This window comes from Chryseobacterium indologenes (genome assembly GCF_002025665.1).
Lineage (GTDB): Bacteria > Bacteroidota > Bacteroidia > Flavobacteriales > Weeksellaceae > Chryseobacterium > Chryseobacterium metallicongregator.
Genome location: NZ_CP018786.1, coordinates 2,145,375 through 2,170,584 on the forward strand (window position 1 = coordinate 2,145,375; position 25,210 = coordinate 2,170,584).

Annotated in this window: 20 protein-coding genes; 17 read left to right on the forward strand and 3 right to left on the reverse strand. The window is 36.7% G+C overall.

Going from position 1 to position 25,210, the window contains the following annotated elements:
• The first annotated feature begins 100 nt into the window (after positions 1-100).
• The 9 genes from BUE84_RS09705 to BUE84_RS09745 all read left to right on the forward strand — a co-directional run bounded on the left by BUE84_RS09705 (position 101) and on the right by BUE84_RS09745 (position 8,306).
• The gene (locus BUE84_RS09705; protein WP_079241453.1) at positions 101-1,693 is read left to right on the forward strand and encodes a pyruvate dehydrogenase complex dihydrolipoamide acetyltransferase; all 1,593 of its coding nucleotides are present in this window, start codon (positions 101-103) and stop codon (positions 1,691-1,693) included.
• Between the two features lie 297 nt (positions 1,694-1,990).
• On the forward strand, positions 1,991-2,659 hold the full coding sequence (locus BUE84_RS09710; RefSeq protein ID WP_047431228.1) for an ABC transporter ATP-binding protein: 669 nt from the start codon (positions 1,991-1,993) through the stop codon (positions 2,657-2,659).
• A gap of 13 nt (positions 2,660-2,672) precedes the next feature.
• Positions 2,673-3,251 (forward strand): murein L,D-transpeptidase catalytic domain-containing protein, encoded by a 579-nt coding sequence (locus BUE84_RS09715; protein WP_079241454.1) that lies wholly within the window; start codon positions 2,673-2,675, stop codon positions 3,249-3,251.
• A gap of 29 nt (positions 3,252-3,280) precedes the next feature.
• Positions 3,281-3,958 (forward strand): RadC family protein, encoded by a 678-nt coding sequence (radC, locus tag BUE84_RS09720; protein ID WP_079241455.1) that lies wholly within the window; start codon positions 3,281-3,283, stop codon positions 3,956-3,958.
• Positions 3,955-4,869, forward strand: coding sequence for a hypothetical protein (locus BUE84_RS09725; RefSeq protein WP_079241456.1), 915 nt, complete (start codon positions 3,955-3,957; stop codon positions 4,867-4,869). The genes radC and BUE84_RS09725 overlap by 4 nt, the downstream gene beginning before the upstream one ends.
• Positions 4,870-4,942: 73 nt before the next feature.
• Positions 4,943-5,875 carry a phytanoyl-CoA dioxygenase family protein gene (locus tag BUE84_RS09730; RefSeq protein WP_079241457.1) on the forward strand — a complete coding sequence of 311 codons (933 nt, stop codon included), beginning with the start codon at positions 4,943-4,945 and terminating at the stop codon, positions 5,873-5,875.
• Positions 5,876-5,964: 89 nt separating this feature from the next.
• The gene (locus BUE84_RS09735; protein WP_079241458.1) at positions 5,965-7,140 is read left to right on the forward strand and encodes a hypothetical protein; all 1,176 of its coding nucleotides are present in this window, start codon (positions 5,965-5,967) and stop codon (positions 7,138-7,140) included.
• Positions 7,141-7,164: 24 nt separating this feature from the next.
• Entirely contained in the window at positions 7,165-7,677 is a 513-nt protein-coding gene (locus BUE84_RS09740) for a hypothetical protein (RefSeq protein ID WP_062670185.1), read from the forward strand.
• A gap of 17 nt (positions 7,678-7,694) precedes the next feature.
• Positions 7,695-8,306: an inorganic pyrophosphatase gene (locus BUE84_RS09745; protein ID WP_047375226.1), complete on the forward strand. Its 612-nt coding sequence runs from the start codon at positions 7,695-7,697 to the stop codon at positions 8,304-8,306.
• A gap of 83 nt (positions 8,307-8,389) precedes the next feature.
• On the opposite strand, the gene BUE84_RS09750 is transcribed toward BUE84_RS09745, so the two are convergent.
• Positions 8,390-10,111, reverse strand: a complete 1,722-nt coding sequence (locus tag BUE84_RS09750; RefSeq protein ID WP_079241459.1) for an amidohydrolase — start codon at positions 10,109-10,111, stop codon at positions 8,390-8,392.
• A gap of 135 nt (positions 10,112-10,246) precedes the next feature.
• On the opposite strand from BUE84_RS09750, the gene BUE84_RS09755 reads away from it, so the two are divergent.
• The gene (locus BUE84_RS09755; protein WP_079241460.1) at positions 10,247-12,979 is read left to right on the forward strand and encodes a sodium-translocating pyrophosphatase; all 2,733 of its coding nucleotides are present in this window, start codon (positions 10,247-10,249) and stop codon (positions 12,977-12,979) included.
• Between the two features lie 143 nt (positions 12,980-13,122).
• Here the strand turns inward: BUE84_RS09755 and BUE84_RS09760 are convergent, their stop codons facing one another.
• Positions 13,123-14,262 carry an aminotransferase class I/II-fold pyridoxal phosphate-dependent enzyme gene (locus tag BUE84_RS09760; protein WP_079241461.1) on the reverse strand — a complete coding sequence of 380 codons (1,140 nt, stop codon included), beginning with the start codon at positions 14,260-14,262 and terminating at the stop codon, positions 13,123-13,125.
• Between the two features lie 161 nt (positions 14,263-14,423).
• On the opposite strand from BUE84_RS09760, the gene BUE84_RS09765 reads away from it, so the two are divergent.
• From BUE84_RS09765 to BUE84_RS09790, 5 genes are all read left to right on the forward strand, one after another.
• A complete protein-coding gene (locus tag BUE84_RS09765; protein WP_079241462.1) occupies positions 14,424-15,464 on the forward strand; it encodes a M28 family metallopeptidase in 1,041 nt (346 codons plus the stop codon).
• Positions 15,465-15,633: 169 nt separating this feature from the next.
• On the forward strand, positions 15,634-16,443 hold the full coding sequence (locus BUE84_RS25010) for a GNAT family N-acetyltransferase (RefSeq protein ID WP_317047298.1): 810 nt from the start codon (positions 15,634-15,636) through the stop codon (positions 16,441-16,443).
• A gap of 13 nt (positions 16,444-16,456) precedes the next feature.
• Positions 16,457-16,957 carry an endonuclease V gene (locus tag BUE84_RS09780; protein WP_079243904.1) on the forward strand — a complete coding sequence of 167 codons (501 nt, stop codon included), beginning with the start codon at positions 16,457-16,459 and terminating at the stop codon, positions 16,955-16,957.
• A 156-nt stretch (positions 16,958-17,113) separates the two neighbouring features.
• Complete coding sequence (locus BUE84_RS09785; protein WP_079241463.1) at positions 17,114-18,289, forward strand: acetyl-CoA C-acyltransferase; 1,176 nt, start codon at positions 17,114-17,116, stop codon at positions 18,287-18,289.
• Positions 18,290-18,529: 240 nt separating this feature from the next.
• Complete coding sequence (locus BUE84_RS09790; protein WP_079241464.1) at positions 18,530-19,840, forward strand: T9SS type A sorting domain-containing protein; 1,311 nt, start codon at positions 18,530-18,532, stop codon at positions 19,838-19,840.
• A gap of 98 nt (positions 19,841-19,938) precedes the next feature.
• Here BUE84_RS09790 and BUE84_RS09795 read toward each other — a convergent pair whose 3' ends face one another.
• Positions 19,939-23,283: a DEAD/DEAH box helicase gene (locus BUE84_RS09795; RefSeq protein WP_079241465.1), complete on the reverse strand. Its 3,345-nt coding sequence runs from the start codon at positions 23,281-23,283 to the stop codon at positions 19,939-19,941.
• 134 nt (positions 23,284-23,417) lie between these two features.
• Between BUE84_RS09795 and BUE84_RS09800 the strand changes: the two genes are divergently transcribed.
• On the forward strand, positions 23,418-24,215 hold the full coding sequence (locus BUE84_RS09800; RefSeq protein WP_079241466.1) for an SDR family oxidoreductase: 798 nt from the start codon (positions 23,418-23,420) through the stop codon (positions 24,213-24,215).
• Between the two features lie 79 nt (positions 24,216-24,294).
• Positions 24,295-25,209: a helix-turn-helix domain-containing protein gene (locus BUE84_RS09805; RefSeq protein WP_079241467.1), complete on the forward strand. Its 915-nt coding sequence runs from the start codon at positions 24,295-24,297 to the stop codon at positions 25,207-25,209.
• Position 25,210: the final 1 nt, after the last annotated feature.

The following is a 25,210-nucleotide window of genomic DNA, read 5'->3' on the forward strand; positions in this document are numbered from 1 at the left end:
GAGTTAATTTGACAATTTGAGAACTTGAAAATGTGATAGATTATGTCCTTTTTTAATTTTCAAATTTTCAGATTGCTAAATTTTCAAATTAAAATAAATTATGGCAGAAGTAATTACGATGCCCCGCCTGTCCGACACAATGACGGAAGGTAAGGTGGCAAAATGGCATAAAAAAGTAGGAGATAAAGTAAAAGAAGGAGATATTTTAGCTGAAATTGAAACTGATAAAGCAGTTCAGGATTTCGAATCTGAAATAGAAGGTACCCTTTTATACGTAGGTGTAGAAGAAGGAGGTGCTGCTGCTGTAGACTCTGTTTTAGCTATTATCGGGAATGAAGGAGAAGATATTTCAGGATTGACAGGTGGGGCTGCTGCTCCCGCTGCAGAAGCTGAAGAAAAAAAATCAGAAGAACAGCCTAAAGCAGAAACTGCTGCGCCTGCTGCAGAAGTTCCGGCAGGAGTAGAAATTATTACAATGCCAAGACTTTCTGATACAATGACAGAAGGTAAGGTTGCTAAATGGCACAAAAACGTAGGAGATACAGTAAAAGAAGGAGATCTTCTTGCTGAGATCGAAACAGATAAAGCAGTACAGGATTTCGAATCTGAATTCAATGGAGTATTATTGAAGCAAGGTGTAGAAGAAGGAGGTGCTGCTCCGGTAGATTCCGTATTGGCAATTATTGGCCCTGCAGGAACAGATGTTTCCGCTGTAGGTGCTCCAAAAGCAGCGGGTCAGTCAACTGAAAAACCAGCTGAACAAAAAGCAGAAGCAAAGGTTGAAGAAAAAGCTGCTCCGGCTGCCAGTTCTTCATCTTCTGACAGAGTAGCAATCTCTCCGCTGGCTAAGAAAATGGCTCAGGATAAAGGAGTTGATATCAACAGTGTTCAGGGATCTGGTGAAAACGGAAGAATCGTTAAAAAAGACATTGAAAATTATCAGCCAGCTGCAAAACCGGCTGCTTCAGCTCCGGCAGCAAGCGCTGCTCCGGTTGCAGTAAGCTTTGTACAGGGTGAAGATACAGAGACTCCAAACTCTCAGGTAAGAAATATCATTGCAAAACGTCTTTCTGAAAGTAAGTTCTCTGCACCTCACTATTATCTGATGGTTGAGATCAATATGGATAAAGCGATCGAGGCTAGAAAAGAAATCAATTCTCTTCCGGATACTAAAATCTCTTTCAACGATATGATTATTAAAGCGACTGCAATTGCTTTAAGAAAACACCCTCAGGTAAATTCAAGCTGGGCAGGGGACAAGATCATTCACAGAGGAAATATCAACATCGGTGTAGCTGTAGCTATTCCAGACGGATTGGTAGTTCCAGTATTGAAAAATACAGATCAGATGACATATACTCAGATTTCTGCATCTGTAAAAGATATGGCTTCAAGAGCTAAGAGCAAAGGTCTTAAAGCTAACGAAATGGAAGGATCTACATTCTCTATTTCAAACTTAGGAATGTTCGGAATCGAAACGTTTACAAGTATTATCAACCAGCCAAACTCTGCAATCCTTTCAGTAGGAGCAATTATCGAGAAACCAATCGTTAAAGATGGTCAGATCGTAGTTGGAAACACCATGAAACTTTCATTGGCTTGTGACCACAGAGTGGTAGACGGTGCTACAGGTGCTCAGTTCCTACAGACATTAAGAACATATTTGGAAAGTCCATTAACTTTGTTACTGTAATTTTCTGAATTGAAAATAGTAAAACCTCCCAAATCGGGAGGTTTTTTTGGTTTTTGGTAAATAGAAATGGAGACTCCTAACAAAACCCCTAAGGTTTCAAAAACCTTATGGGTTTAGAAAAAAGTTTATATTACAAAAGTTTTTACAAAAAAAATAAGACAGAAATAATTAAAAAAATTAATAGAAAAGTCCCTTATAAATGGATTAAAGAAATTTGATATCTTTAAAAACAAAATAAAATATAAACCGCTTCAAAAAGCGGTTTTTTATTTGCAGGCAATTCACTACTTTTGAATCATGATTAAAGCAAGAAATATCCATAAATCTTATGGGAATTTAGAAGTACTGAAAGGAGTTGATATTCATATCAAAACAGGAGAGGTGGTTTCTATTGTGGGAGAATCAGGAGCAGGTAAATCTACACTGCTGCAGATTTTAGGAACGCTGGATCATCCAACCCAATCTGGTAAGTATGATACGGAGATTGAAATAGCAGGAGAGTCGTTTATTAATATGAATGATAAGCAGCTGTCGAAGTTCAGGAATCAGAATATCGGTTTCGTATTTCAGTTTCATCAGCTACTTCCAGAATTTACAGCGCTGGAAAATGTCTTGCTTCCGACAAAAATAGCAGGAGCCAACGAAAGAGAAGCTCTTGAAAAGGCTTATGCTTTATTTGAAGACCTAAAGATTGAACAAAGACTGAATCATAAACCCAACCAGCTTTCAGGTGGAGAGGCACAAAGGGTAGCTGTAGCAAGAGCTTTAATTAATTCTCCGAAAATCATTTTTGCGGATGAACCTACCGGTAACCTTGATTCCAAGAATGCAGATGATCTTCACCGATTGTTCTTTGATCTTAGAGATAAATACAATCAAACTTTTGTTATTGTAACGCATAACCCGAATCTTGCAGAAATTACAGACCGCAAGCTCGTTATGAAAGACGGAATGATTATAGAGTAGTATACACAACCGGATGATGAAACACTTTATTTTTCTTTTTTTAATTATAATTTCCTGTTCAAAAGCTGAATCCCAGCAGTTGAACCCATTGGGTATTCCTGAGACAAGAATTTCAGAGATTAAAAATTATATTAAAGGAAAAGAGTACAATCAGGAACTGGCTGTTTTTATCAACTTTAAAATCCCTTCCGGGAAGTATCGTTATTTTATCTACAACCTGAAAAATAATACAATTCTGCAGCAGGCTGTCGTTTCTCATGGTTCAGGCTCTGTCATAGCAAAATCGGATGCTTTGAAATTCAGCAATATTGAAGGCTCTTATCAGTCGTCTCTTGGAAAATATGTCATTGGAGAAAGCTATATAGGAAAGTTCGGTAAAGCTTATCGCCTGGCAGGGCTGGATGCTACCAATAGCAACGCCTTGCAAAGAGCAATAGTTCTTCATTCTTACGGATGTATTCCTGACACAGAATCACAAACTCCTGCATGTCTGAGCTTAGGATGCCCGATGCTTTCAGTAAATGCACTTAAAGAAACAGCAAAATATATTGATAAGTCTACAAAACCTGTCATTTTATATGCTTTTTATTAATTGATACTATTCATCTATACTATTTTTCCATGGCCATAAAACTCCTTGCCGAAGATGACAGACCCAGAGAAAAGTTTTTGCAAAAAGGCAAAAGCTCACTTTCTGATTCTGAACTCTTAGCAATTATTATGGGCAGCGGAAATAGAGAGGAAGATGCTTTGGAATTAGCAAGAAAAATTTTAGCCTCTGTCAATAACAGTTGGCATGAATTGAGTTTGCTTTCTGCCAAAGATCTGATGAAATTCAAAGGTATCGGAGAATCAAAAGCCATTTCAATTATTTCAGCTTTAGAAATTGGGAGAAGAAGGGCAGTACAGGAAATTCCTGAAAAAACAATTATCGGAAACAGTCATGATGCCTATGTCATTCTGAGAAATCAGCTTTCCGATCTGAGAACAGAAGAGTTTTGGGCGATTTTCCTTAATAATAGTAATAAAGTGATTCATGTGTCTCAACTCACGCAGGGAGGCATCAGCCAGTCTATTGTAGATGTGAGAACTCTTTATAAGTTAGCATTGGATCATTTTTCAACCGGCATTATCATTGCTCACAATCATCCTTCCGGAAGCTTAAAACCAAGTCGGGAAGATATCAATATCACACAGAAAATAAAAGAAGCAGGAAATACATTAAGTATTCAGCTTTTAGACCATATTATTGTCACACAGGATTCTTATTTTAGTTTCTCAGACGCAGGATTATTATGATTAGAAGATTGAAATATCATGAAATTGATTTTGTAAAATACGCTCAATGTTTAGAAAATTCCGAACAAAGAAAATATTCTGCTACAAAATACTTTTTAGACACTACTTCTACAATGCCTTGGGAAATTCTTGTTTATAAGGATTATGAAGCGGTAATGCCTATCCCTTTTGTAAGAAAATATGGGATGAAAATTGTACACAATCCTAAACTTTGTCAGCAGCTTGGTGTTTTTTCCGGCAAAGATGATTTAGATCTAAATGAGGCTTTTTTAGAATATCTGGAAAAAAATTACATGATCAGGGCGTATCCTTTTAACGATGTCAATCAGCTTCGTACAAAGATCAGAATCAAGAAAAACTTTTTATTATATCCTGAGGCCTATGAGAAAGTCTATTCGAAATATTCACCCAAAAGAAAAAGAAAACTTCGGTTAGATGAAGCTGTTTTAAAAGAATCAGAAATTAAAATGATTTCTTATGAAAAAGCAAAAACTTTTATTGAATCCAATACTATAGGTTTGAATAAAGACCATGATCTGTCTGAATTCATGAGGATTTTTGAAAGCTTTTATAAGTCCGGATATCTGAAATTTACAGCTTTTTACTATCAGCATAAAATTGTTAACGTAATTGCTACTTATTCGGATAGTAATATGGTAGCGCTTTTAGGAAATTTTAATGATAAAGATTATGTCAAATTATCAGGAGCATCCGTATTGATCGATCATCTCATTAAAGAAAATATAGAAACTCATGTTTTTGATTTTGAAGGGGGAGAACTACCCAATATTGAAGAGTTTTTCAGAGGATTTCGTCCCGAATTAAGACCTTATGGAATTATTGAGAATTCAAAAAAGAACCTCTTCAAAAAGTTAGGATATCTTGTATTAAGAGGAAAGTCTTTTTTATGATGAAAAGCATTGTTTAGATTGGTTCTAATTAACTAATATTCCGTAACTTTATAAAATCCTTAGTAAAACAGTTATGTTACAGCAGATTCGTCAGTACAAATTATCATACATGCTTTATAACTTATTTAAAAAGAATAAATTAAAGCATAATATTCCATTATATAAAAAATACGGAATCAATAAGAACTATTTTTCAAGTATTTCGAGTAAAGATTTTGCGCACCTTCCGGCTAGCGAAAGAACACTAGATGATACCAAACTCAAGGAAACTCCTTTTTTTAAAAAGCTTTCCGAAGAAAATAAAGAAAGTGCTCTTCAGTATGATGAAAATGGTTATATGATACTGAGAAATTTCCTTACTCCGGAAACGGCGGATCAAATCAATACTGAAATTGATAAATTAATGGAAGATGGGACTTTGAAATTCATATACGGCGGTAAGCTGATGTTTGCAATTCATCATTCAGAAATCATTAAAAATATTGGAAGTGATAAAGAACTGTTAGATTTTTTATCTATTCTGTTAGACGGAAAATCAAAACTTTTCCAAAGTATCAATTTTATTAACGGTAGCCAGCAGAAAACCCATTCTGACAGTATTCACATGACCACATATCCATTGGGAGGATTGCTGGGAGTATGGATTGCCCTGGAGGATGTGGATGAAAATAACGGAGCATTGCATTATATTCCTAAAAGCCACAAACTTCCTTACTTCCTGAATTCTGATTACGATAATGAAGGGACATCTTTGAAAATTGGTAAGAAAAGCTACAGAGCCTACGAAACATTTCTTGAAGATAAAGTAAAAGAATTAGGTTTAAAGAAAGAAGTTTTTAAAGCAAAAAAAGGAGACTTATTAATCTGGCATGCCAATATTCTTCACGGCGGAGAACCTCACACAGATAAAAACAGAACGAGAAAAAGTCTTGTCTACCATTTCTTTGATGAAAATAGTGTTTGTTACCATGAAGTGACACAGAGACCGGCTCTGTTTGAACTTTAATATAAAAAATCCTATTCGTAAAGCCTTTTATAGGAATTCGGATTTAAAAAGATAGTTTTTTTACATTTGTATTCTTATAATATCAGTGTATGGAAAAAAAGAAGAATATTCTTGTTTTTATATTTTCAATCTATGTATGCATGATGTCATACTACCTGTATACCCATCATTATTACAACACGGATATGGAAGCTTATATGGGATTGATTTATAGAACGGAATATCCTGAAATGAAAATTGAAGAAATTCATCAGAAGGTATATGACGAACTGAGAGAAAAGAATCCCGACTTTGCAGGACTTGGCCCTGTTAATCCAATAGTTGAGGAAGTGGCAAAAGGGGAGAGTACTTACTATAAAATAATCTCACAAAATCCCAAAGCCTACGAAGAAGAGTTACAGCTTTTTGTGGTAAAACCTTTTTATAATTTTATCGGCTGGTCATTGTTTAAACTTGGTTTCAGTGCTTCTACATCTATTTCTTTGATTTCAGTTATTTCTTACGTATTGATTCTTATCCTGATTTTCAGCTTCTTGATAAAAATTCTGAAAAATTATCCTCTTGCGCTCCTGATCACCATTTTAATTTCTTTATTTAAGCCTTTGCCAGAGGCAGCACGACATGTTTCAGCAGATTCTTTATCATGTCTGCTTCTTCTTTCGAGCTTCTATATATTTTTAGTGAGGAAAAATTTATTTTTTGCAGGCATATTGGCTATGTTATGTGTGCTCACAAGACCGGAATATTTTATATTGTATTCATTCCTGTATGCCTTTATTTATTTTTACAGGAATAATCTTCAGATTAAAACAGGTTCATTATTGATATCATACGGCTTTATATTTCTTTCCTTCTTTTTAATACAGGCCTTTAATCAGGTTTCGTGGTCTACACTTTTTATGAATCAGTTTACCAAAGTGCAGATTTATCCTGTGTCGCAGCCTGATCCATTTTCCTTTGCAGATTATTTTCAATTTATTAAAAGTAATATAATGCTACAGTTCAATGCTTCCTATTTTCCAGTCCTGTTGATTTTTATTGTAGTTATTTTGGCGAATCGTTTTTCATTTCATAATAAAAAGAACCAGTCCCAGACCTTGTTTTTTGCAATTATTTATGGGACTGTTTTGCTGAGATTCTTAGTTTTCCCGTCTCTGGTAAATAGGATGATGCTCGGCTTTTATATTATAATTATCCTTGCATTGGTCTATATACAAATTTCTAAAGTGGATATCTTTAAAAACTCTTTAGAAGACGGAAAATAATTAGTAATTTTGCAGTCTAAAATTATGACGAGTCTTTCAGGATATTTACCCTATGCATTTGCATTGATTATTGCAATTCCTTTTCTGGTTTTGCTCAGACAATTTGTACACTCATACATCACGCTTAAGAACCAGGAAATCAAACTACTCACCGTGAAATCAAATTCAGAGAACAAAGCACATTCCTATGAAAGAATGACATTGTTTCTGGACAGAATGAAACCTTCAAACCTTATCCAAAGGTTCGACAGGGGACTGGCTGTTCACGAGTTTATTTTTCTGACGGAAAAAGCAATTAATGAAGAATTTGAGTATAACTCTTCACAACAGTTATACATTACAAAAAATTCATGGAAGAATATCGTTGACTCAAAGAATGCGATTATAGAACTCCTTCACAAAACGTATGACGGGTTGAAAGGAGAAGTTCAACTGGATGAATTCAAAACGATTTTCATCATGAACTATATGGAAAGCAACGATTATATTGCTGAAACCATAGAAGATTTAAGAAAAGAAATTTTAATAATAACTTAAAAAATAACAGATAAATAATGATTCCAAATTTTAAAGCACATCCATGGCACGGAATTTCTGCAGGAGAAGATGCGCCAAATGTTGTCAACGTATTTGTGGAAATTGTTCCTTCAGATACTATTAAATATGAAGTAGATAAAGAAACAGGATACTTAAAGGTAGACAGACCACAGAAATTCTCTAACATTATCCCTGCTTTATATGGTTTTGTTCCAAGAACATACTGTGATAAAGAAGTGATGAGACTTGCTGTAGAATCAGGAGCTACTGACGTTACTATGGGTGATCATGACCCTCTTGATATTTGTGTTTTAAGTTCTCACAACATCCATGCTGGAGGTTTATTGATGGAAGCTATTCCAATCGGAGGTTTCAAAATGATCGACGGAGGTGAAGCGGATGATAAAATTGTTGCAGTAATGATTAACGACCATGCTTTCGGACACTTCAGAGATATTTCTGAATTACCAGAAGCAGAAGTAAAAAGATTAATGCACTACTTTCTGACGTATAAAAACTTACCGGATGAGCCTGCAAAATGCAGAATCCAGGAAGTTTACGGAGCTGAACACGCAAGAAAAGTGATCAAAGCTTCTCAAACAGACTATGCAGATAAATTCGGAGGATAAGATTTTCTTCCCTAGAATACAAAAAAAGCAGATGAAAAAATCATCTGCTTTTTTTGTGAATATTTTACTCTATATCAACAGATTTAGTTTCTTTTGTATACAGAATTTCCTTCTTTTATTGTTTCCAGAACCTTCATGTTTCTGAGGTTTTCAGGAGCTATGGTTAAAGGATTCTGATCAAGAATAACAAAATCAGCTATTTTACCAACTTTAATAGATCCTTTTCTGTTTTCTTCCTGCAATTGATAAGCTCCGTTAATGGTGATTGCTTTCAAAGCTTCAAGCGTGGGGATTCTTTCATTGGGGCCTAAAATCATTCCAGACCGTGTCTTTCTATTCACTGCTGCGTACACTGCCGTAATCAGATCGGGTGGTGTAACCGGAGCATCATGATGAATGGTAAATGTAATTCCTGCTTTCAATGCAGAATTTGCAGGACTTATAAAAGAAGCTCTTTCAGGGCCGAAAACACTTGAATAATGCCAATCTCCCCATAAATAAGCATGAGTAGAAAAATAAGAAGGGATTACTCCTAATTCTTTTATCTTTTGAATATGATCAGGTCGGCTGTTCTGTACATGAATTAATGTTGCCCGCAATTCCGGCTTGTAAATGTTTTCATTTTTTAATCTTTGAATAACACGTATAGCCTGGTCAATTGCTGCATCTCCATTTACATGAAGCTGGGCAGTGATGTGATTTTGAAAAAGGACTTTCAGATCGTTATATAAAGTTTCATCCGTAAAAATAGGGAACCCTTTATAATCTTTGGACTGACCTTCAGGTGGAACTAAGTAAGGCTGAGTGAGCCAGGCCGTTTTTCCTTGCGGAGAACCGTCATCAGAAAATTTGAACCCGGCTAGTTTCAAACGATTTTCATATTTCATATACTTTGGTTTGAAACGGTTTAAATCCTTTTTGAAATATTCATAATCAGGAAAGTAAACAACATCAGCTTTAAGAAGATGCTGAGACGCTGCTTTTTCCAGTAGAGCAACACTTTCTCCCATCGTTCTCCCGTCACAAATCGTAGTCTGTCCATAGCTGAGCCATTCATCCTGGGCTTTCATCAGATTTTCCATAGCATGAGCTTCGGTATTTTTACCCTTATCCATTTTTTCTGTTAAGGTCAATAAAGCAGTGAAACTTGCATTCTCTTCTAATTTTCCATTCAACTTTCCTGTTTTTTTATCTCTGCCAATGTGCCCTCCTTCAGGATCTTTTGATGATTCCGTTATTCCCAGAAGCTTTAGCATGGCACTGTTAGCTACGCTGGCATGGCCTGAAGCATGAATCACTATAATAGGGTTGGTCTTGCTGATAGCATCCAGTTCGGTTTTTGTAGGATGACGATGTTCTGCGATAATCGCATCATCATACCCGTTTCCGATAACGGGTATATTATCTGTGATTTTTTTGTCTTTAATATAGTTTTTAATTCTAGTCTGTAAATCTTTAATTGAATTTACTGTACCATAAGGTTCAGGAGATAAATCTACAACATCCATCATCCCGGCTCTTGAAGTAAGATGTCCATGAACATCTATAAACCCGGGAAGAAGAGTATTTCCATTAAGATTAATCATTTTGGTCGCTGGTTCTGAAAAACGTTCTGCATCCGATTTTGTTCCCGCAAAAAGTATTTTTCCGTCTTTTACTGCTACAGCTTCAATTTGTGGAGAAGAGTCTTCCATAGTTATAATAGGACCTCCGAAATAAAGTATTTCAGCTTTTTCTTGGGGAATCTTATTTTGACAACTGCTTATGATTACAGGCAAAAAAAGAGTATATAATATCCTTTTCATAAATAATTAATTCAAATCATGGTGAGAAACAAATTTACAAAATAATAGATTATTATTAGTGAATTTTATTACGTGTTTATAATTTCATTATATTTATAAGACTAATCTCAATTTTTTAATATAAAATAATAAACTATGGATCTATTTGTGTTAGTGCCAATTTTTGGTGTCATAGCTTTGCTTTATACATTTCTTCAGAGCAACTGGGTAAACAAACAGAATGCGGGAAATGAAAAAATGAAAATAATCAGCGGCCACATTGCAGACGGTGCAATGGCTTTTCTAAAGGCTGAATACAAAATCTTAACCTACTTTGTTGTAGTTGTCGCCATTCTATTAGCAGTGATGGGATCAACGAATGCCAATTCACACTGGAGTATCGGTATCGCCTTTGCAGTAGGTGCCATCTTTTCAGCATGTGCAGGCTTTATCGGGATGAAAATTGCGACCAAAGCTAATGTCAGAACGGCGGAAGCAGCAAGAACTTCACTGTCAAAAGCCCTTAAAGTATCTTTTACAGGAGGCTCAGTGATGGGAATGGGAGTTGCCGGGCTTGCTGTCTTAGGTTTAGGAGCTTTATTTCTTATTATTAAACAGATTTTTGCCCCCGAAGCTACAGTAGATTCTCATGAAATGGAGAAAACCATCGAAATTCTTACCGGATTTTCTCTGGGCGCTGAATCTATTGCGCTTTTTGCAAGAGTAGGAGGCGGTATTTATACAAAAGCTGCAGACGTAGGAGCGGACCTTGTAGGAAAAGTAGAAGCCGGAATTCCTGAAGATGATCCCCGAAATCCTGCAACAATTGCAGATAATGTAGGAGATAACGTAGGTGATGTTGCGGGAATGGGAGCCGACCTTTTTGGTTCTTATGTAGCGACAGTTCTGGCCACCATGGTATTAGGCAGAGAAACTGTTTCTGATGATGCGTTCGGAGGTTTTGCCCCGATTCTTTTACCCATGCTGATTGCAGGAACAGGAATTATATTTTCAATGATCGGAACTTTATTTGTGAAAATTAATGATAATGAAGGTTCATCCACTTCCAGCGTACAGAATGCATTGAATCTTGGAAACTGGGGAAGTATCGTAATTACTGCCATCGCTTCCTATTTCCTGGTAACTTATATCCTTCCTGAAAAAATGGTTCTGAGAGGACATGAGTTTACGAAGATGGGAGTATTCGGAGCGATAATGGTAGGATTAGTGGTAGGAACTTTAATGAGTATTATTACAGAATATTACACTGCTATGGGGAAAAGACCGGTTTCCAGTATTGTGAGACAGTCTTCTACAGGCCATGCAACCAATATTATCGGTGGACTTTCCGTTGGGATGGAATCTACCTTACTTCCAATTATTGTACTAGCGGGAGGAATTTATGGTTCTTATCTGTGTGCCGGACTTTATGGTGTAGCTATTGCAGCTGCCGGAATGATGGCCACTACAGCAATGCAGCTTGCTATCGATGCTTTCGGACCTATTGCAGATAATGCCGGAGGTATCGCTGAAATGAGTGAACTTCCCAAAGAAGTACGTGAAAAAACAGATATTCTGGATGCTGTAGGAAATACAACTGCAGCTACCGGAAAAGGATTTGCCATTGCTTCAGCTGCTTTAACGGCATTGGCTTTATTTGCTGCTTTTGTAGGGATTGCAGGAATTGATGGGATCGATATTTACAGAGCAGATGTTCTTGCCGGACTTTTTGTAGGTGGGATGATTCCGTTTATCTTTTCATCACTGGCCATTACCGCAGTGGGACAGGCTGCAATGGCGATGGTAGAAGAAGTAAGAAGACAGTTCCGCGAAATTCCGGGAATTCTGGAAGGTAAAGCACAACCGGAATATGAAAAATGTGTAGCCATTTCTACAGATGCATCCATCAGAAAAATGATGCTGCCTGGTGCTATTGCCATTGTCTCTCCTTTATTAATCGGATTTATTTTTGGACCTGAAGTATTAGGAGGATTTTTGGCTGGTGCAACCGTATGTGGTGTTTTAATGGGAATGTTTCAGAACAACGCAGGAGGAGCTTGGGACAATGCAAAGAAATCCTTTGAAAAAGGAGTTGATATCAATGGACAGACCTATTATAAAGGTTCAGAACCGCACAAAGCATCTGTAACAGGTGATACGGTGGGAGATCCTTTTAAAGATACATCAGGACCTTCGATGAACATCCTGATTAAATTAATGTCAATCGTTTCTTTGGTGATTGCACCTACTTTGGCTGTTTTACATAAAGATAAAATTGAGGCGAACAGAAAAGCAAAAATTGAAAGTCTTACAGGAATTTCCAGTAGTGCAGTAACTGTAAATGGAGATTCTAAAATAATTACGTTTATTCCGGGAGAAATTAAAGGACACCTTAATGAAAACGGAGACTTTGTATATGAAACAGGAAATATTCAGAAAATAAAACTGGACGGAGGAAAAACGATTGCTATTGGTGACGGAAGCCAGCTTTACCAACTTTATAATGTGGTAAAACAAAAAGATAAATCTGCATTAGATCCAAATAAGTGGTATACCATTGAAAACCTTTATTTTGAAACAGGTTCAAGTGATCTGAAAGCAGAATCCGTACTTCAACTGAATACTTTGTCAGAAATCTTAAATGCTTATCCGGATCTGAAAATAAAACTAGGTGGATATACAGACAACAGCGGTAATGAAGATAGTAACCTTAAGTTATCTAATCTGAGAGCACAGACTGCCAAACTTAAATTGCTTGAGCTAGGTATTTCTGGAGACAGAATAGAAGCAGAAGGATATGGATCTCAACATCCGGTATGCGAAGCTAATGATACTGATGAATGCAAAGCAAAAAACAGAAGAATTGATGTAAGAGTACTGGCTCTTTAAATTCACTGAAAAAATAGAAAAAGCATCGCTATGGCGGTGCTTTTTTTATTGATTACTCTTAAAAATAAAACTTACACAAATAAAATATTCAAAATTATCAATGAAAATCTGCGCGATTTGCGGGAAAAACAACTGCAGAAACATCAAAGATTCCTTTTCAAATGCTCCAGCGCCTGAATAATCAGCTCATCTTTTTTTGCAAAACTAAACCTGATATAATCAGAATTCTGTCTTGAATTATAGAAAGCAGAAAGTGGAAGACAGGAAACCTTCTTCTCAATGGTAAGCCACTTCGAAAATTCCACATCCGTCATACTTTTAGAGATATTCCTGAAATTAACCACCTGAAAAACACTTCCTTCCGATTTTTGTTCAATCTGAAAAGGAGTTTCCTGTATCATTTCATTAAAAATATTTCTTTTCGTCTGCATGAGTTTTTTATTAATATCCGGATCAAATACATCGAGATATTTTGCGATAGCATATTGTGCAGGAGCATTCGCGCTATAAGAAATATACTGCTGATGACACTGGAATCTTGCTGTTAAAGCTTCTGAAGAGAGCATATAACTCACTTTCCATCCGGAAGTATGAAACATTTTACCAAAAGAAAAAATACAGAAAGTCTTTTCCCTAAGCCCCGGATGGATGAAAGAACTGTAATGTTCAGTTTCATCATAACAATAAGTATCATATATTTCTTCTGAAATCAAAAAAATGTCGTGGTCTTTAATCATTTCATACAGCTGGTTCCAATCTTCCTTTTTCCATACTTTTCCGGTGGGATTCTGTGGAGAGTTGACAATGACTGCTTTTGTCTTTTCAGTAATACAATCTTTAAACAGATTCCAATCGATGGTAAAATCACCATCAAGATCATAGTAAACAGGAATTCCGCCATTCATAACAACAGCCGGCCCATAGGTATAGTAAGATGGCTGGATAATGATGACTTCATCACCTTGATTCAGAATTGATTTCAGGGAAGTATATAAAGCAAAGGTTGCGCAGGGAACAATAGTAACTTCCTTACTCGTGACTGATATGCTGTGAGCCCGTTTTGTGTTGAAACGAATAATACTTTCAATCAGCAGAGGGTTGCCCGCAAGAGGTTCATAATGATAAGTGCTTTTTTGAGCAGCTTCTTTTAAAAATTCCGTAAGGCGTTCATCAATATCAAAATCGGGGAGCCCTAAAGAAAGATCAAAACTTCCATGTCTGTTGGCCAGCTTGGACATCTCCGTAAAAAAGGAATAATGAGTAAATCCGTAAATTTTATCCACCTATTTTGTATTTTATTCAAATATAATAAAATTTTAATATCAAAATTATACTTAAAGTCTATGTGTTGTTCTATTTATAATGAACTGCATATTATTTTGTCCTCGTGATTATTGATGCTGGGATTCAATAAAAATTGTTATTTTTAAGAAATTTATCTTCTATGAGAAAAATACTTATTCCGTTAATAGCAGTGGCTGTAGTAACCAGTTGTGGAACGGCAAAAATATCTGACGGGAATGCTTCACATCCTGTTTCAACAAAACATAACAAAGCATTTAACAATGCCTATAAAGAGATTAATGCAGAGGATTTAAAGAAAAACCTGTACGTCATTGCAGCAGACGATATGGAAGGGCGTGACACCGGAAGCAAAGGACAGAAAAAGGCGGGTGAGTATATGATTAATTACTATAAAAATCTGGGTATTGCAGCGCCAAAAGCATTAGGTTCTTACTATCAGAAAGTACCGTCCGAATTCATGAAGAAAAGAGGAGGAGGGAACCTTCCGGATTCTGAAAATATTTTAGCTTTTATTGAAGGAAGTGAAAAACCGGACGAGATTGTAGTAGTTTCTGCACATTATGATCACGTAGGAACAAAAAATGGAGTAGTATACAATGGAGCAGACGATGACGGTAGTGGAACTGTAGCTGTAATGGAAATTGCTAAGGCATTCCAACAGGCTAAAAAAGCAGGTAAAGGACCTAAAAGATCCATTCTGTTTCTACATGTTACAGGAGAGGAACACGGGCTGTTTGGTTCAGAATATTATTCCGAAAATCCTGTTTTCCCATTAGCGAATACGGTGGTTGACCTTAATATTGATATGATCGGACGTGACGATCCTGCCAACAGAGGAAAGCAATATGTGTATGTGATTGGCTCTGAAATGTTAAGTTCTCAGCTTAAAGTCATTAATGAAGCAGCTAACAAAAGAACCAACAACCTGGAATTGAATTACAAATACGATGATTTGAATGATCCTGAACAACTGTATTACCGTTCAGATCATTATAATTTTGCCAAGCATAATATTCCTGTAGCATTTTTCTTTGATGGTATTCATGAAGATTATCACAAACCGGGAGATGATCCTGAAAAGATTGATTATCAGTTGTTGGAGAAAAGAACCCAGCTTATTTTTACTACAGCCTGGGATATTGCCAACAGAGAAGAAAGAATTGTCGTTGACAGAAAATAATTATTAATTTTAGAGCACACTGAAATACATTGTTAAGCCCAAAGGCATAAAGTATCTTTTATTTACAGCGCTTTGAACATAATCAATTTTATCGTAGATAAAATCCTGCGCCTTAAAAATTTCATCATAAAATATTTTACGCCTTTGCGTTTATCAACAAACCATCAACATGAAAAACATAATCCGAGAAGCAAAGCCAGAAGACATTCCACAGATTCAGAAGGTAAGAAATGCTGTGAAAGAAAACACGCTGTCAGATCCTGGATTGGTTACCGATAAAGATTGTGAAGAGTTTCTGTTTCAAAGAGGAAAAGGCTGGGTTTGTGAAGTAGAAGATCAGGTTGTTGGGTTTTCCATTGCAGATCTGAAAGAAAACAATATCTGGGCACTTTTTGTACATCCAGATTTTGAAAATCACGGAATCGGCAGAAAACTCCATGATATTATGCTGGACTGGTATTTTGAGCAAAATAAAGATTTCGTATGGCTGGGTACTTCACCTGAAACAAGGGCTGAAATCTTCTACAGGAAATCTGGATGGAAGGAAGCCGGAACTCACGGAAACGGAGAAATGAGGTTTGAAATGACTTTTGAAAACTGGAAAAATAAAAATACGATGACCCTAAAACTAAAATCCATCAGACCTTTTATCGGAGCACAAAACTTTGAGATCAGCAGAAATTTTTATAAAGATCTGGGTTTTGAAGAAGTGATCCTGGAGCCAAAATTATCACTTTTTATACGTGAAGAAATTAGTTTTTATCTTCAGGATTATTACGCAAAAGACTGGGTGGACAATACCATGATTTTTATGGAAGTTGCCAATACCGATGAATTCTGGAACGAACTGCTGTCTTTAGGACTTACAGACAAATATCAACATGTAAAATTGACTCCTGTAAGAACAATGGATTGGGGAAAAGAATGTTTTGTTCACGATCCGTCAGGGATATTGTGGCATTTTGGTGAGTTTTTTTAAGGAAGAGAAAAATATGATTTACGCATTCGACACCTACTATTATGAGGATTATGCCAATACAGTGTGTATTGCATTTGAAGACTGGACTTCTGAAAAAGAAGTGGAAACTTTCATAGAACAGACTCCTGTGAGTTCAGAATATGAAAGCGGAGCCTTTTACAAAAGAGAATTACCCTGTATTTTAAGTCTGTTGAAGAAAATAACATTAAGAGCGGAGGACATTATCATTGTCGATGGATATGTCACTTTGGATAATGATGGAAAAATTGGTCTGGGTGGACACCTTTACGAAGAATTGGAAGAAAAGTATCCTATTGTTGGGATTGCAAAAAATGAATTTACAACGCCGGATTCCCAGCGAAGAAGTGTTTTCCGTGGAGAAAGTAAAACACCTCTTTTTGTAACTTCCAGAGGAATAGATGTGGATGATATTCAATTTAAAGTAGAGCAGATGCATGGAGATTACAGAATGCCTACGCTGTTGAAAAAATTAGATCAGCTAAGCAGAGCATAAATAATAAAGTCTTACAAAAAAGTAAGATTTTTTCTTATTTATAAATATACCGATTAGTATATTTTGGTTATCTTTGTTGTAATTCCCTAATCAAAAATAAAAGGGATTTTTTTAATTAAAAATATACTGATCGGTATATTATAAAAAATAAAATCTATGAAAGAAGTATTTATAGTAGCAGCAAAACGAACCCCGATAGGTGGTTTTATGGGAAGCCTGTCCGGATTTACTGCGCCTCAACTAGGTGCCTTGGCCATTCAGAATGCTTATGAAAGTATTGGACTTTCTCCTGAGCACATTGATAGTGTGTATTTGGGAAATGTACTAAGTGCCGGATTGGGACAGTCGCCCGCCAGGCAAGCTGCAATTTTTGCTGAAATTCCCGTTGATAAAGATGCTGCCACGATTAATAAAGTCTGTGCTTCCGGAATGAAATCATCGATGATTGGAGCTCAGCAGATTCAGCTTGGACTGGATCATATTGTTATGACAGGAGGAATGGAAAGTATGAGCAATGTTCCGCATTATATCAAAATCCGACAGGGAACAAAGCTGGGAGATACTAATCTTACTGACGGATTGATTAAAGATGGGCTGTGGGACGTCTACAATGATTTTCACATGGGAAGTGCAGCCGAACTGGGCGTTAAGAAATATGAACTCACCAGACATGAGCTTGATGAGTATGCGTTGTTTTCCTATCATAGAGCTCAGGAAGCGGCTAAAAATGGCAAGTTCGCAAATGAATTGATCCCAATATCGATTGAAGGCAAAAAAGGAACTACAATCGTTGATAAAGACGAAGATATTGATAAACTGATCCCAGAGAAAATTTCTTTGTTGAAACCAGCATTTGAAGCAGACGGAACACTTACAGCAGCCAATTCAAGCAATCTGAATGATGGTGCAGCAGCTATCATTTTAGCATCTTCTGAAGCTTTAGAACGATATCATCTGAAACCATTAGCAAGAATAATTGCCTATGCAGATGCCGCACAGGCACCGGAATGGTTTACCACTTCACCTTCCATTGCTATTCAGAAACTGTTGAAACAAACCGGTCTTAGTCTCTCTGATATCGACTTTTTCGAGATTAATGAAGCCTATTCATCAGTCATTTTATCCAATCAAAAAATTCTGGATTATGATATCAGTAAAGTAAATGTTTATGGAGGAGCAGTGGCATTGGGGCATCCGATCGGTGCTTCAGGAGCAAGAATTATGACTACTTTAGTAAATGTTTTACGTCAGGAAAAAGGAAGATATGGGATTGCTGCCATCTGTAATGGTGGAGGAGGAGCTTCCGCGGTTCTTATTGAAAATATAGACTAAAGCAGTAAAATATCATAAATTTTTATCCTTGCTATTAAAAAGATCTTTCTTGAAGTAAAATTGAGAAAGATCTTTTCGGATGGATAACAGATTGATTATCCATTGGTAAATCAAGTTATTAAATGTATATAGATAGAACACCGATAGGTTATTTTTACTAAACTGACAAATATCATTACGTTGTTATTTTTATTCATTCTAAATAAATATAAATTTGTGCCAAGAAATTTAACGAAGAAAATGAAAAAAATAACTACTCTTTCTGGTATTGTACTTGCCTCGCTGATGAATGCGCAGCTGCAATATTGTATGCCAACCTTTCAGTATGGAGCTGACAGCAATATGATCAGTAATGTGACTTTCGGAATGATTAATAATTCATCACCCGTTCAGTCCTCAAATGCACAAATTTATGAGAACTTTACGGCAATCTCTACAGATTTGCAGTCAGGAAGCTCTTACCCAATATCCGTGAAAGGTCCTTCCAGTACATTTCCGAGCGATGTAGTCGTTTTTATAGACTTTAACCAGAATGGTAATTTTGATGATGCCGGAGAAAGTTTCTATATTGGAAGACTTGAAGCAGCCAATCCTGCGAATGCGTTTACCATCAACAATACAATAACGATTCCTGCCACTGCAGCCAACGGAAGTACAAGAATGAGGGTTCTTAAAAATACCAATGTTCAGGCTTATTCAAATCCGGCAGCAGCTAATTCTATAAGTTCAGCTTGTGACAGCAGCTTAAGAGCAGGGCAGACGGAAGATTATACGGTTAATATCATAGGAAATACAGTCAGTTTCCCTGCTCCTTATTGTGGAACTGAAAATATTACAAGCTTAACAGTTAGTGAGATCAGTACAGTAGAATTTGCCGGAGTTGTTAGAAACAGTGCGCTCGACGGGAATTCTGATGTTCTTGAAAATTTCACAGCAACAGTTTTCAATGTGAACCGTGGAAATACCTATCCAATAACAGTTACAGGAGGTACACATGGCCAGACTACCGTATCAGCTTATGCTTATATTGATTTTAATCATAATAATCAGTTTGATGCTGATGAGCAATTTAATCTGGGCTATCTGGATAATTCCAATCCGGTTTCCGGTCATGAGTCTGGAGTTACAACAGGTAATATCGCCATTCCGGCAGGAGCGCAGTTGGGAGAAACGCGTTTCAGACTGGTAAAAGCATACGAATCCAATTCATGGATGGGAGCTTTAAAGAATCTTCCTTGTCCTTCAGGTTGGTTTATCGGTCAGGCAGAGGATTATACTTTAAATATTCAGCCTGAGAGTCTTTCAACCATTGAAGTTTCTAAAGAGGCATCAGCCCAAGTGAAAATATATCCAAATCCTACCGCAAATTCTGTAACAATTAAGATGAAGGAAGGATTGGAGAAATACCAGATTTACAATATGTCCGGACAAAAGATGCTGGAAGGTAACTCGATGACGGTTTCTATGGACAGTTTTGTTCCAGGAATTTATTTGATTAAAATTCAGACAAAAAATCAGAAAACAGTCACAGAAAAGATTATTAAAAAATAGACACATCATATCTAAATCATATCCATATCAATTTTTGTTTTTTAATCGACAGGTCCTTTACCTGTCGGTTTTTTATTTGTCAGGTTTTAAGTTCAATATTATGAACCAGATCCCAGTAAATCCATCAAATCCTGCTTAGAAAGTCCCTGAAGTTTCTTTCCATCGGTGGTCAACAGATTCTGGGCCAATTGTTTTTTCTTTTTCTGAAGCGTAAGAATTTTTTCTTCCACAGTATTGGAGCAGATCATCCGTACAGCAATTACATTTTTGGTCTGTCCTATACGGTAACTACGGTCAATAGCCTGGTTTTCTGCTGCAGGATTCCACCATGGATCTACAAGATAAATATAATCTGCCTGGGTAAGATTGAGACCAACGCCTCCGGCCTTTAAGCTGATCAAAAATACACGGATATCTTCATTGTTTTGAAAATGAGCTACTTTTTCACCTCTGTCTTTCGTTTGACCCGTTAAATATTCAAACTGAATGTTATGACGTTCCAACTCAATTTTGATCAAATCAAGCATGCCTACAAACTGTGAGAAAACAAGGATTTTATGATCTTTTGACTTCCCAAGGATTTGCTCCATCAAAATTTCGATTTTAACAGCATTTTCACCGGAGTATCCCTCTTTCATCAGAACAGGGGAATTACAGATCTGTCTGAGCCTCGTAAGGCCTGTAAGAACATGCATACTGTTCTTGTTCAGATCATCGTCATCATTGGCTGCAATAAACTCACGAAGTTCTTTTTCATAAGCATCATAGATCTTGCGCTGTTCCGTATTCATTTCACAGTAGATGACTGTTTCTGTTTTATCCGGAAGTTCTTTAGCAACCTGTTTCTTTGTTCTTCTGAGGATAAATGGCTTTATCTTTTGCTGAAGTTCCGCTGCACGTTTACTGTACTCAAATTTATCAATAGGAATGGCATAAATATCTTTAAAATGCTGTTTGCTTCCCAACAATCCTGGACAGGCAAAAGAAAGTTGGCTGTAAAGGTCAAATGTACTGTTTTCGACAGGAGTTCCGGTCAGTACAATCCTGTTTCTCGACTGAAGCAGACGTGCTGCTTTGTATCTTTCTGAATTAGGGTTTTTAATCACCTGTGATTCATCAAGAAATACATAACTGAAATTAAAATTTTTCAAAAATTTAATGTCTGAAAGAAGCATTCCATAGGTGGTAAGGACTACTTCATAATCAGGCATATGAGCCGTTGTTTTTGGCCGTTCAGCACCATAATGAAGCAGAACTTTTATAGAAGGCGCAAATTTGCTCATCTCTTCCTGCCAGTTGAAAAGAAGGGAAGTAGGAACCACAATCAGATTGGTGGTATGGCCTCGTTTTTCCCGCTGTGAAAGAATAAAAGCAATGATCTGGATCGTTTTTCCTAATCCCATATCGTCCGCTAAACATCCACCGAAGTTGAACTCGTCAAGAAAATTGAGCCAGTTCAGTCCATCATGCTGATAATCCCTCAGTTCAGCATTTAGCTCAGCAGGAATAGCTACTTCCGGAATGTCTTTTACTTTTGAAAATTTCGTGGAATATGAAGTAAGTTCTTCCTGAACCTCTTTACTCAGGACTTCTTTTTCAAACAATGAGGTAACTTCCGTAAAATTGATTTTCGGAATCTTTAAGAGTTCTTCATCAATTTCTCCTGCCCGAAAATAAGCGGATATTTTTTCCATCCATTCTTCAGGGAGAATTCCCATGCTGCCATCATCCAGCTGGACAAATTTACTCTTGTTCCGAATGGCACGGTGAAGTTGTTTTAAAGAAGCTTCTTTAGGCCCAAATCTCACTTTTAATTTGGCATTAAACCAATCCAGTCCGCTGGTGATTTGAATATTGATTTTAGCCCGATGAGGGTTTAATTTGTTGTTTTTTAATTCGTTAAAACCAAGTATGATGATTCCTTCATTTCTCCAGGTCTCAAACGCTTCAATAAACCAGTTGTTATCCAGGAACTTGTCTCTGTGAAGATAAAAATACTGATAGCCATCGATCTGTTCTTCAAAATCAGGATGCTGTTGCATCACCAATGAAGTAAAGCGGGCTTCGGCTGATTCATTTCTTTCTATTTTAAAAGGATTTCCATTCTGGTCGGTATCAAAAATCTGCTTTCTGGAATACACCGGAACTTCTACATCACCATATTTCATAACGGGAGTAATTCCGATATAATTTTCCTGCTGACGGAGATAAATGACTTTTTCAGTCTGATAATTTTTATCTTCAAGCTGTACTTCTGTTGCAGGCTGTATGTAGCTGTAATTAATATGAATACGCTCTTCTATAGAGGAAAGGGTGTTGTGCATAAACGCTTCATATTTCGAAGAATGAACCAGTAAAATTTCATTATTAGCCTTAAAGAACCTGATGATTTTAAGCATGTCCGGATCATCTACGAAGCTGAAAACGTTACGGTTATAGACAAAATATTCATTTCTTAGAACAATATTTTTAAATGGGAGAGCAATATCGTTAAACAGTAATTCTCCGCTGATTTCAAAAAACGGATCTTTCTTAAAAACAGATAGTTGAATCTCTGCATCTAAAGTATTTAATTCAATATGAGAAAGTGACTTTGCGGAAACGGTTTCTGCGATTTCCCGGTCATGATAATAGACTTCCAGCTCCAGAGGATTCTGTACAATGAGCTTTAAAGCTTCCAGTTCTGACGGATTGTAATCTTCATTATAATTATTCTGAAAAGAAGTGATAGCAGTGTAAAATTTAATGTCTGCCGGTTTCTCTGCTTTCCATATCAGCTGCATGGCATCTATTGGAGTGACCGGATTTTTGATTTTTCCTGTCTGCGTCACCTCTGCCTCCATCAGAGAGAAGGTCATATGATTGTAATAACGGTGTTTACCGATAACCAATATTTGCTTTTTACCCGATTCCAATACTGCCAGTTCATCCAGTTTAGAAAGATGCTGAGGAAGTAGATCTCTTGCCAGCATTACATCATCTACAGGAAGCATTTCCTTGATCTTGGGCAATATCCCAATTTGGCCATCTTTGTATTCCAGTTCAAAATACTGATCCAGATCCGGCTCGTTTTCCAGACCATATCCTCTAGCTTTAGGGAGAAATATTTTCTTGCGTAGCGTTTCATCAAAAAACAATCGATAATTTTTATCTTCAATAATGCAGTGAATAATCTCTGCCTGATGAGCACAAAGCTGGTTTTTCTCGTGGTCACAGGTACAGGAACAAAGTAAGGAGTTGCCTATTTTACTGATAGTAATCACTGGAAAATCCTGTAATGAAGAAGATTGTTTTGTAAATATTCCTGTATTGTTTTCAATAGCCACCGGATAGATTTCACGAAAATCCCTGATCCCGATAAATGCGCTGTCTGAGGTATGTTTCAGCAGGTCATACACGGAAAGTGTACTGATATTGATGTTGTCAAGAATATATTCTGCCATAAAAATAGATGGGGACAAACTTACAAAAAACAAATGTATTGAAGAATCCGTTTTGGCTACAGCTTACCCCATTTTGGCAACTCCTGCGTTTCTTCTAATGCTGAACTTTGTCCTGTAATTTTAAACCAAGAAAAATGAAAACAATTTTTATAACAGGTGCTTCTACAGGATTAGGAAAAGCAACTGCCCAATTATTTCAAAACAAAGGATGGAAAGTAATCGCAACGATGAGAAATCCTGAAGCAGCAGCTGATCTTGCCACTTTGGAAAACGTAACTGTACTTCCTCTTGATGTAACCAACTTCGACCAAATACAGTCTACAGTGAAACAAACCTTGGAACTCACTGATGTAGATCTGGTTTTTAATAATGCAGGGTATGGTCTTATGGGGCCTCTGGAAGCATTATCGGACGACCAGATTGCAAGACAGTTAAACACCAATTTATTAGGAGTTATTCGCGTAACGCAGGCCTTCATCCCATATTTCAGAGAGAAAAACAACGGAATGTTTATTTCTACTACTTCCATTGGTGGCTTGATAGCTTTCCCTTTAAATTCTATTTACCATGCTACAAAATGGGCGTTGGAAGGCTGGAGCGAAAGTATGGCTTTTGAGCTGAATCAGTTTGGAATTGATATTAAAACCGTTTCTCCCGGAGGAATTAAGACTGACTTTGTAAGTCGTTCTTTAGATTCCGCTTCAAGTCCTGCCTATGAAGAAATGATAGATTCCTTGTTTTCCAAAATGGGAGGAATGATGGAAGTGGCTTCTACTCCTGAACAAATTGCAGAAGTAGTGTATGAAGCAGCTACTGATGGCAAAAGAAATCTGAGATATGTAGCCGGAGAAGATGCTAAAGCTTTGTATGCTCAGCGTCTTGAATTGGGTGATGAAATATTCAGAGACCAGTTAGGAAAACAGTTTCTTTAATCCGGATTTTTTTTAAGGTAGCATAAAGTAAATCTTCTTTATGCTGCCTTTTCCACCAAATAATTTATAATTTTATATCATGGAAAAGAAAGATAATGCTCCTTTGAAAATTTCATCCATATCAGAACTGCACAGCATGCTGCAGCTCCCAAAACCCCTTCATCCCTTGGTAAGCCTTGTTGATAATACAAAGATGAGTATCAAAAAGGATATGCTGAAGCGAAGTTTTATCCTGAATTTTTATAAAATCTCTTATAAATATTCTACCAACGGAAAAATGGGCTATGGACAGGGATATTATGATTTTAATGAGGGAGGAATGATGTTCACGGCTCCCGGACAGGTTCTTTCTACTGATGAGAATGCGGAATATTGTGGATACACCTTGATGGTACATCCGGATTTTATCAGAAGTTATCCTTTGGCAAAGAATATCAAAAACTTTGGTTTCTTTTCTTATGATACGAATGAAGCACTGCACTTGTCTGATCAGGAAAAGACAATCATTACAGGGTTACTTGACAATATTGGAAATGAACTGAATACCGCTATTGATGAAGTAAGTCAGGACGTTATTGTTTCTTATATGGATGTTCTTCTCAATTACAGCAACCGTTTTTATAAAAGACAGTTTATCACCAGAAAGGCGGTTAATAATGATTTATTGACCAAAATGGATGTTGTGCTGGAAAACTATTTCAATCAGCAGGAAACATTAAATAAAGGACTTCCTACAGTAGAATTTCTGGCCTCTACACTCAATTTGTCACCTCATTATCTGAGTGATATGCTTCGTAATCTTACAGGATTGAATGCTCAGCAGCATATTCATGAAAAACTGATTGAGAAGGCGAAAGAATATCTTACTACCACAGGTTTTTCTGTATCTGAAGTAGCGTATGCTCTTGGATTTGAACATCCGCAGTCCTTCAACAAACTGTTTAAAAAGAAAACCGATAAAACACCGTTGAGCTACAGACAGTCTTTTAACTAAA

Excerpts from the sequence above, each read along its gene's own strand:
- BUE84_RS09790 (WP_079241464.1), top strand. The coding sequence starts at position 18,530 with ATGAAAAAAATAACTACTCTTTCTGGTATTGTACTTGCCTCGCTGATG.
- BUE84_RS09730 (WP_079241457.1), top strand. The coding sequence starts at position 4,943 with ATGTTACAGCAGATTCGTCAGTACAAATTATCATACATGCTTTATAAC.
- BUE84_RS09785 (WP_079241463.1), top strand. The coding sequence starts at position 17,114 with ATGAAAGAAGTATTTATAGTAGCAGCAAAACGAACCCCGATAGGTGGT.
- BUE84_RS09705 (WP_079241453.1), top strand. The coding sequence starts at position 101 with ATGGCAGAAGTAATTACGATGCCCCGCCTGTCCGACACAATGACGGAA.
- BUE84_RS09715 (WP_079241454.1), top strand. The coding sequence starts at position 2,673 with ATGATGAAACACTTTATTTTTCTTTTTTTAATTATAATTTCCTGTTCA.
- BUE84_RS09725 (WP_079241456.1), top strand. The coding sequence starts at position 3,955 with ATGATTAGAAGATTGAAATATCATGAAATTGATTTTGTAAAATACGCT.
- BUE84_RS09750 (WP_079241459.1), bottom strand. The coding sequence starts at position 10,111 with ATGAAAAGGATATTATATACTCTTTTTTTGCCTGTAATCATAAGCAGT.
- BUE84_RS09745 (WP_047375226.1), top strand. The coding sequence starts at position 7,695 with ATGATTCCAAATTTTAAAGCACATCCATGGCACGGAATTTCTGCAGGA.
- BUE84_RS09710 (WP_047431228.1), top strand. The coding sequence starts at position 1,991 with ATGATTAAAGCAAGAAATATCCATAAATCTTATGGGAATTTAGAAGTA.
- BUE84_RS09795 (WP_079241465.1), bottom strand. The coding sequence starts at position 23,283 with ATGGCAGAATATATTCTTGACAACATCAATATCAGTACACTTTCCGTG.
- radC (WP_079241455.1), top strand. The coding sequence starts at position 3,281 with ATGGCCATAAAACTCCTTGCCGAAGATGACAGACCCAGAGAAAAGTTT.
- BUE84_RS09740 (WP_062670185.1), top strand. The coding sequence starts at position 7,165 with ATGACGAGTCTTTCAGGATATTTACCCTATGCATTTGCATTGATTATT.
- BUE84_RS09765 (WP_079241462.1), top strand. The coding sequence starts at position 14,424 with ATGAGAAAAATACTTATTCCGTTAATAGCAGTGGCTGTAGTAACCAGT.
- BUE84_RS09805 (WP_079241467.1), top strand. The coding sequence starts at position 24,295 with ATGGAAAAGAAAGATAATGCTCCTTTGAAAATTTCATCCATATCAGAA.
- BUE84_RS25010 (WP_317047298.1), top strand. The coding sequence starts at position 15,634 with ATGAAAAACATAATCCGAGAAGCAAAGCCAGAAGACATTCCACAGATT.
- BUE84_RS09800 (WP_079241466.1), top strand. The coding sequence starts at position 23,418 with ATGAAAACAATTTTTATAACAGGTGCTTCTACAGGATTAGGAAAAGCA.
- BUE84_RS09755 (WP_079241460.1), top strand. The coding sequence starts at position 10,247 with ATGGATCTATTTGTGTTAGTGCCAATTTTTGGTGTCATAGCTTTGCTT.
- BUE84_RS09735 (WP_079241458.1), top strand. The coding sequence starts at position 5,965 with ATGGAAAAAAAGAAGAATATTCTTGTTTTTATATTTTCAATCTATGTA.
- BUE84_RS09780 (WP_079243904.1), top strand. The coding sequence starts at position 16,457 with ATGATTTACGCATTCGACACCTACTATTATGAGGATTATGCCAATACA.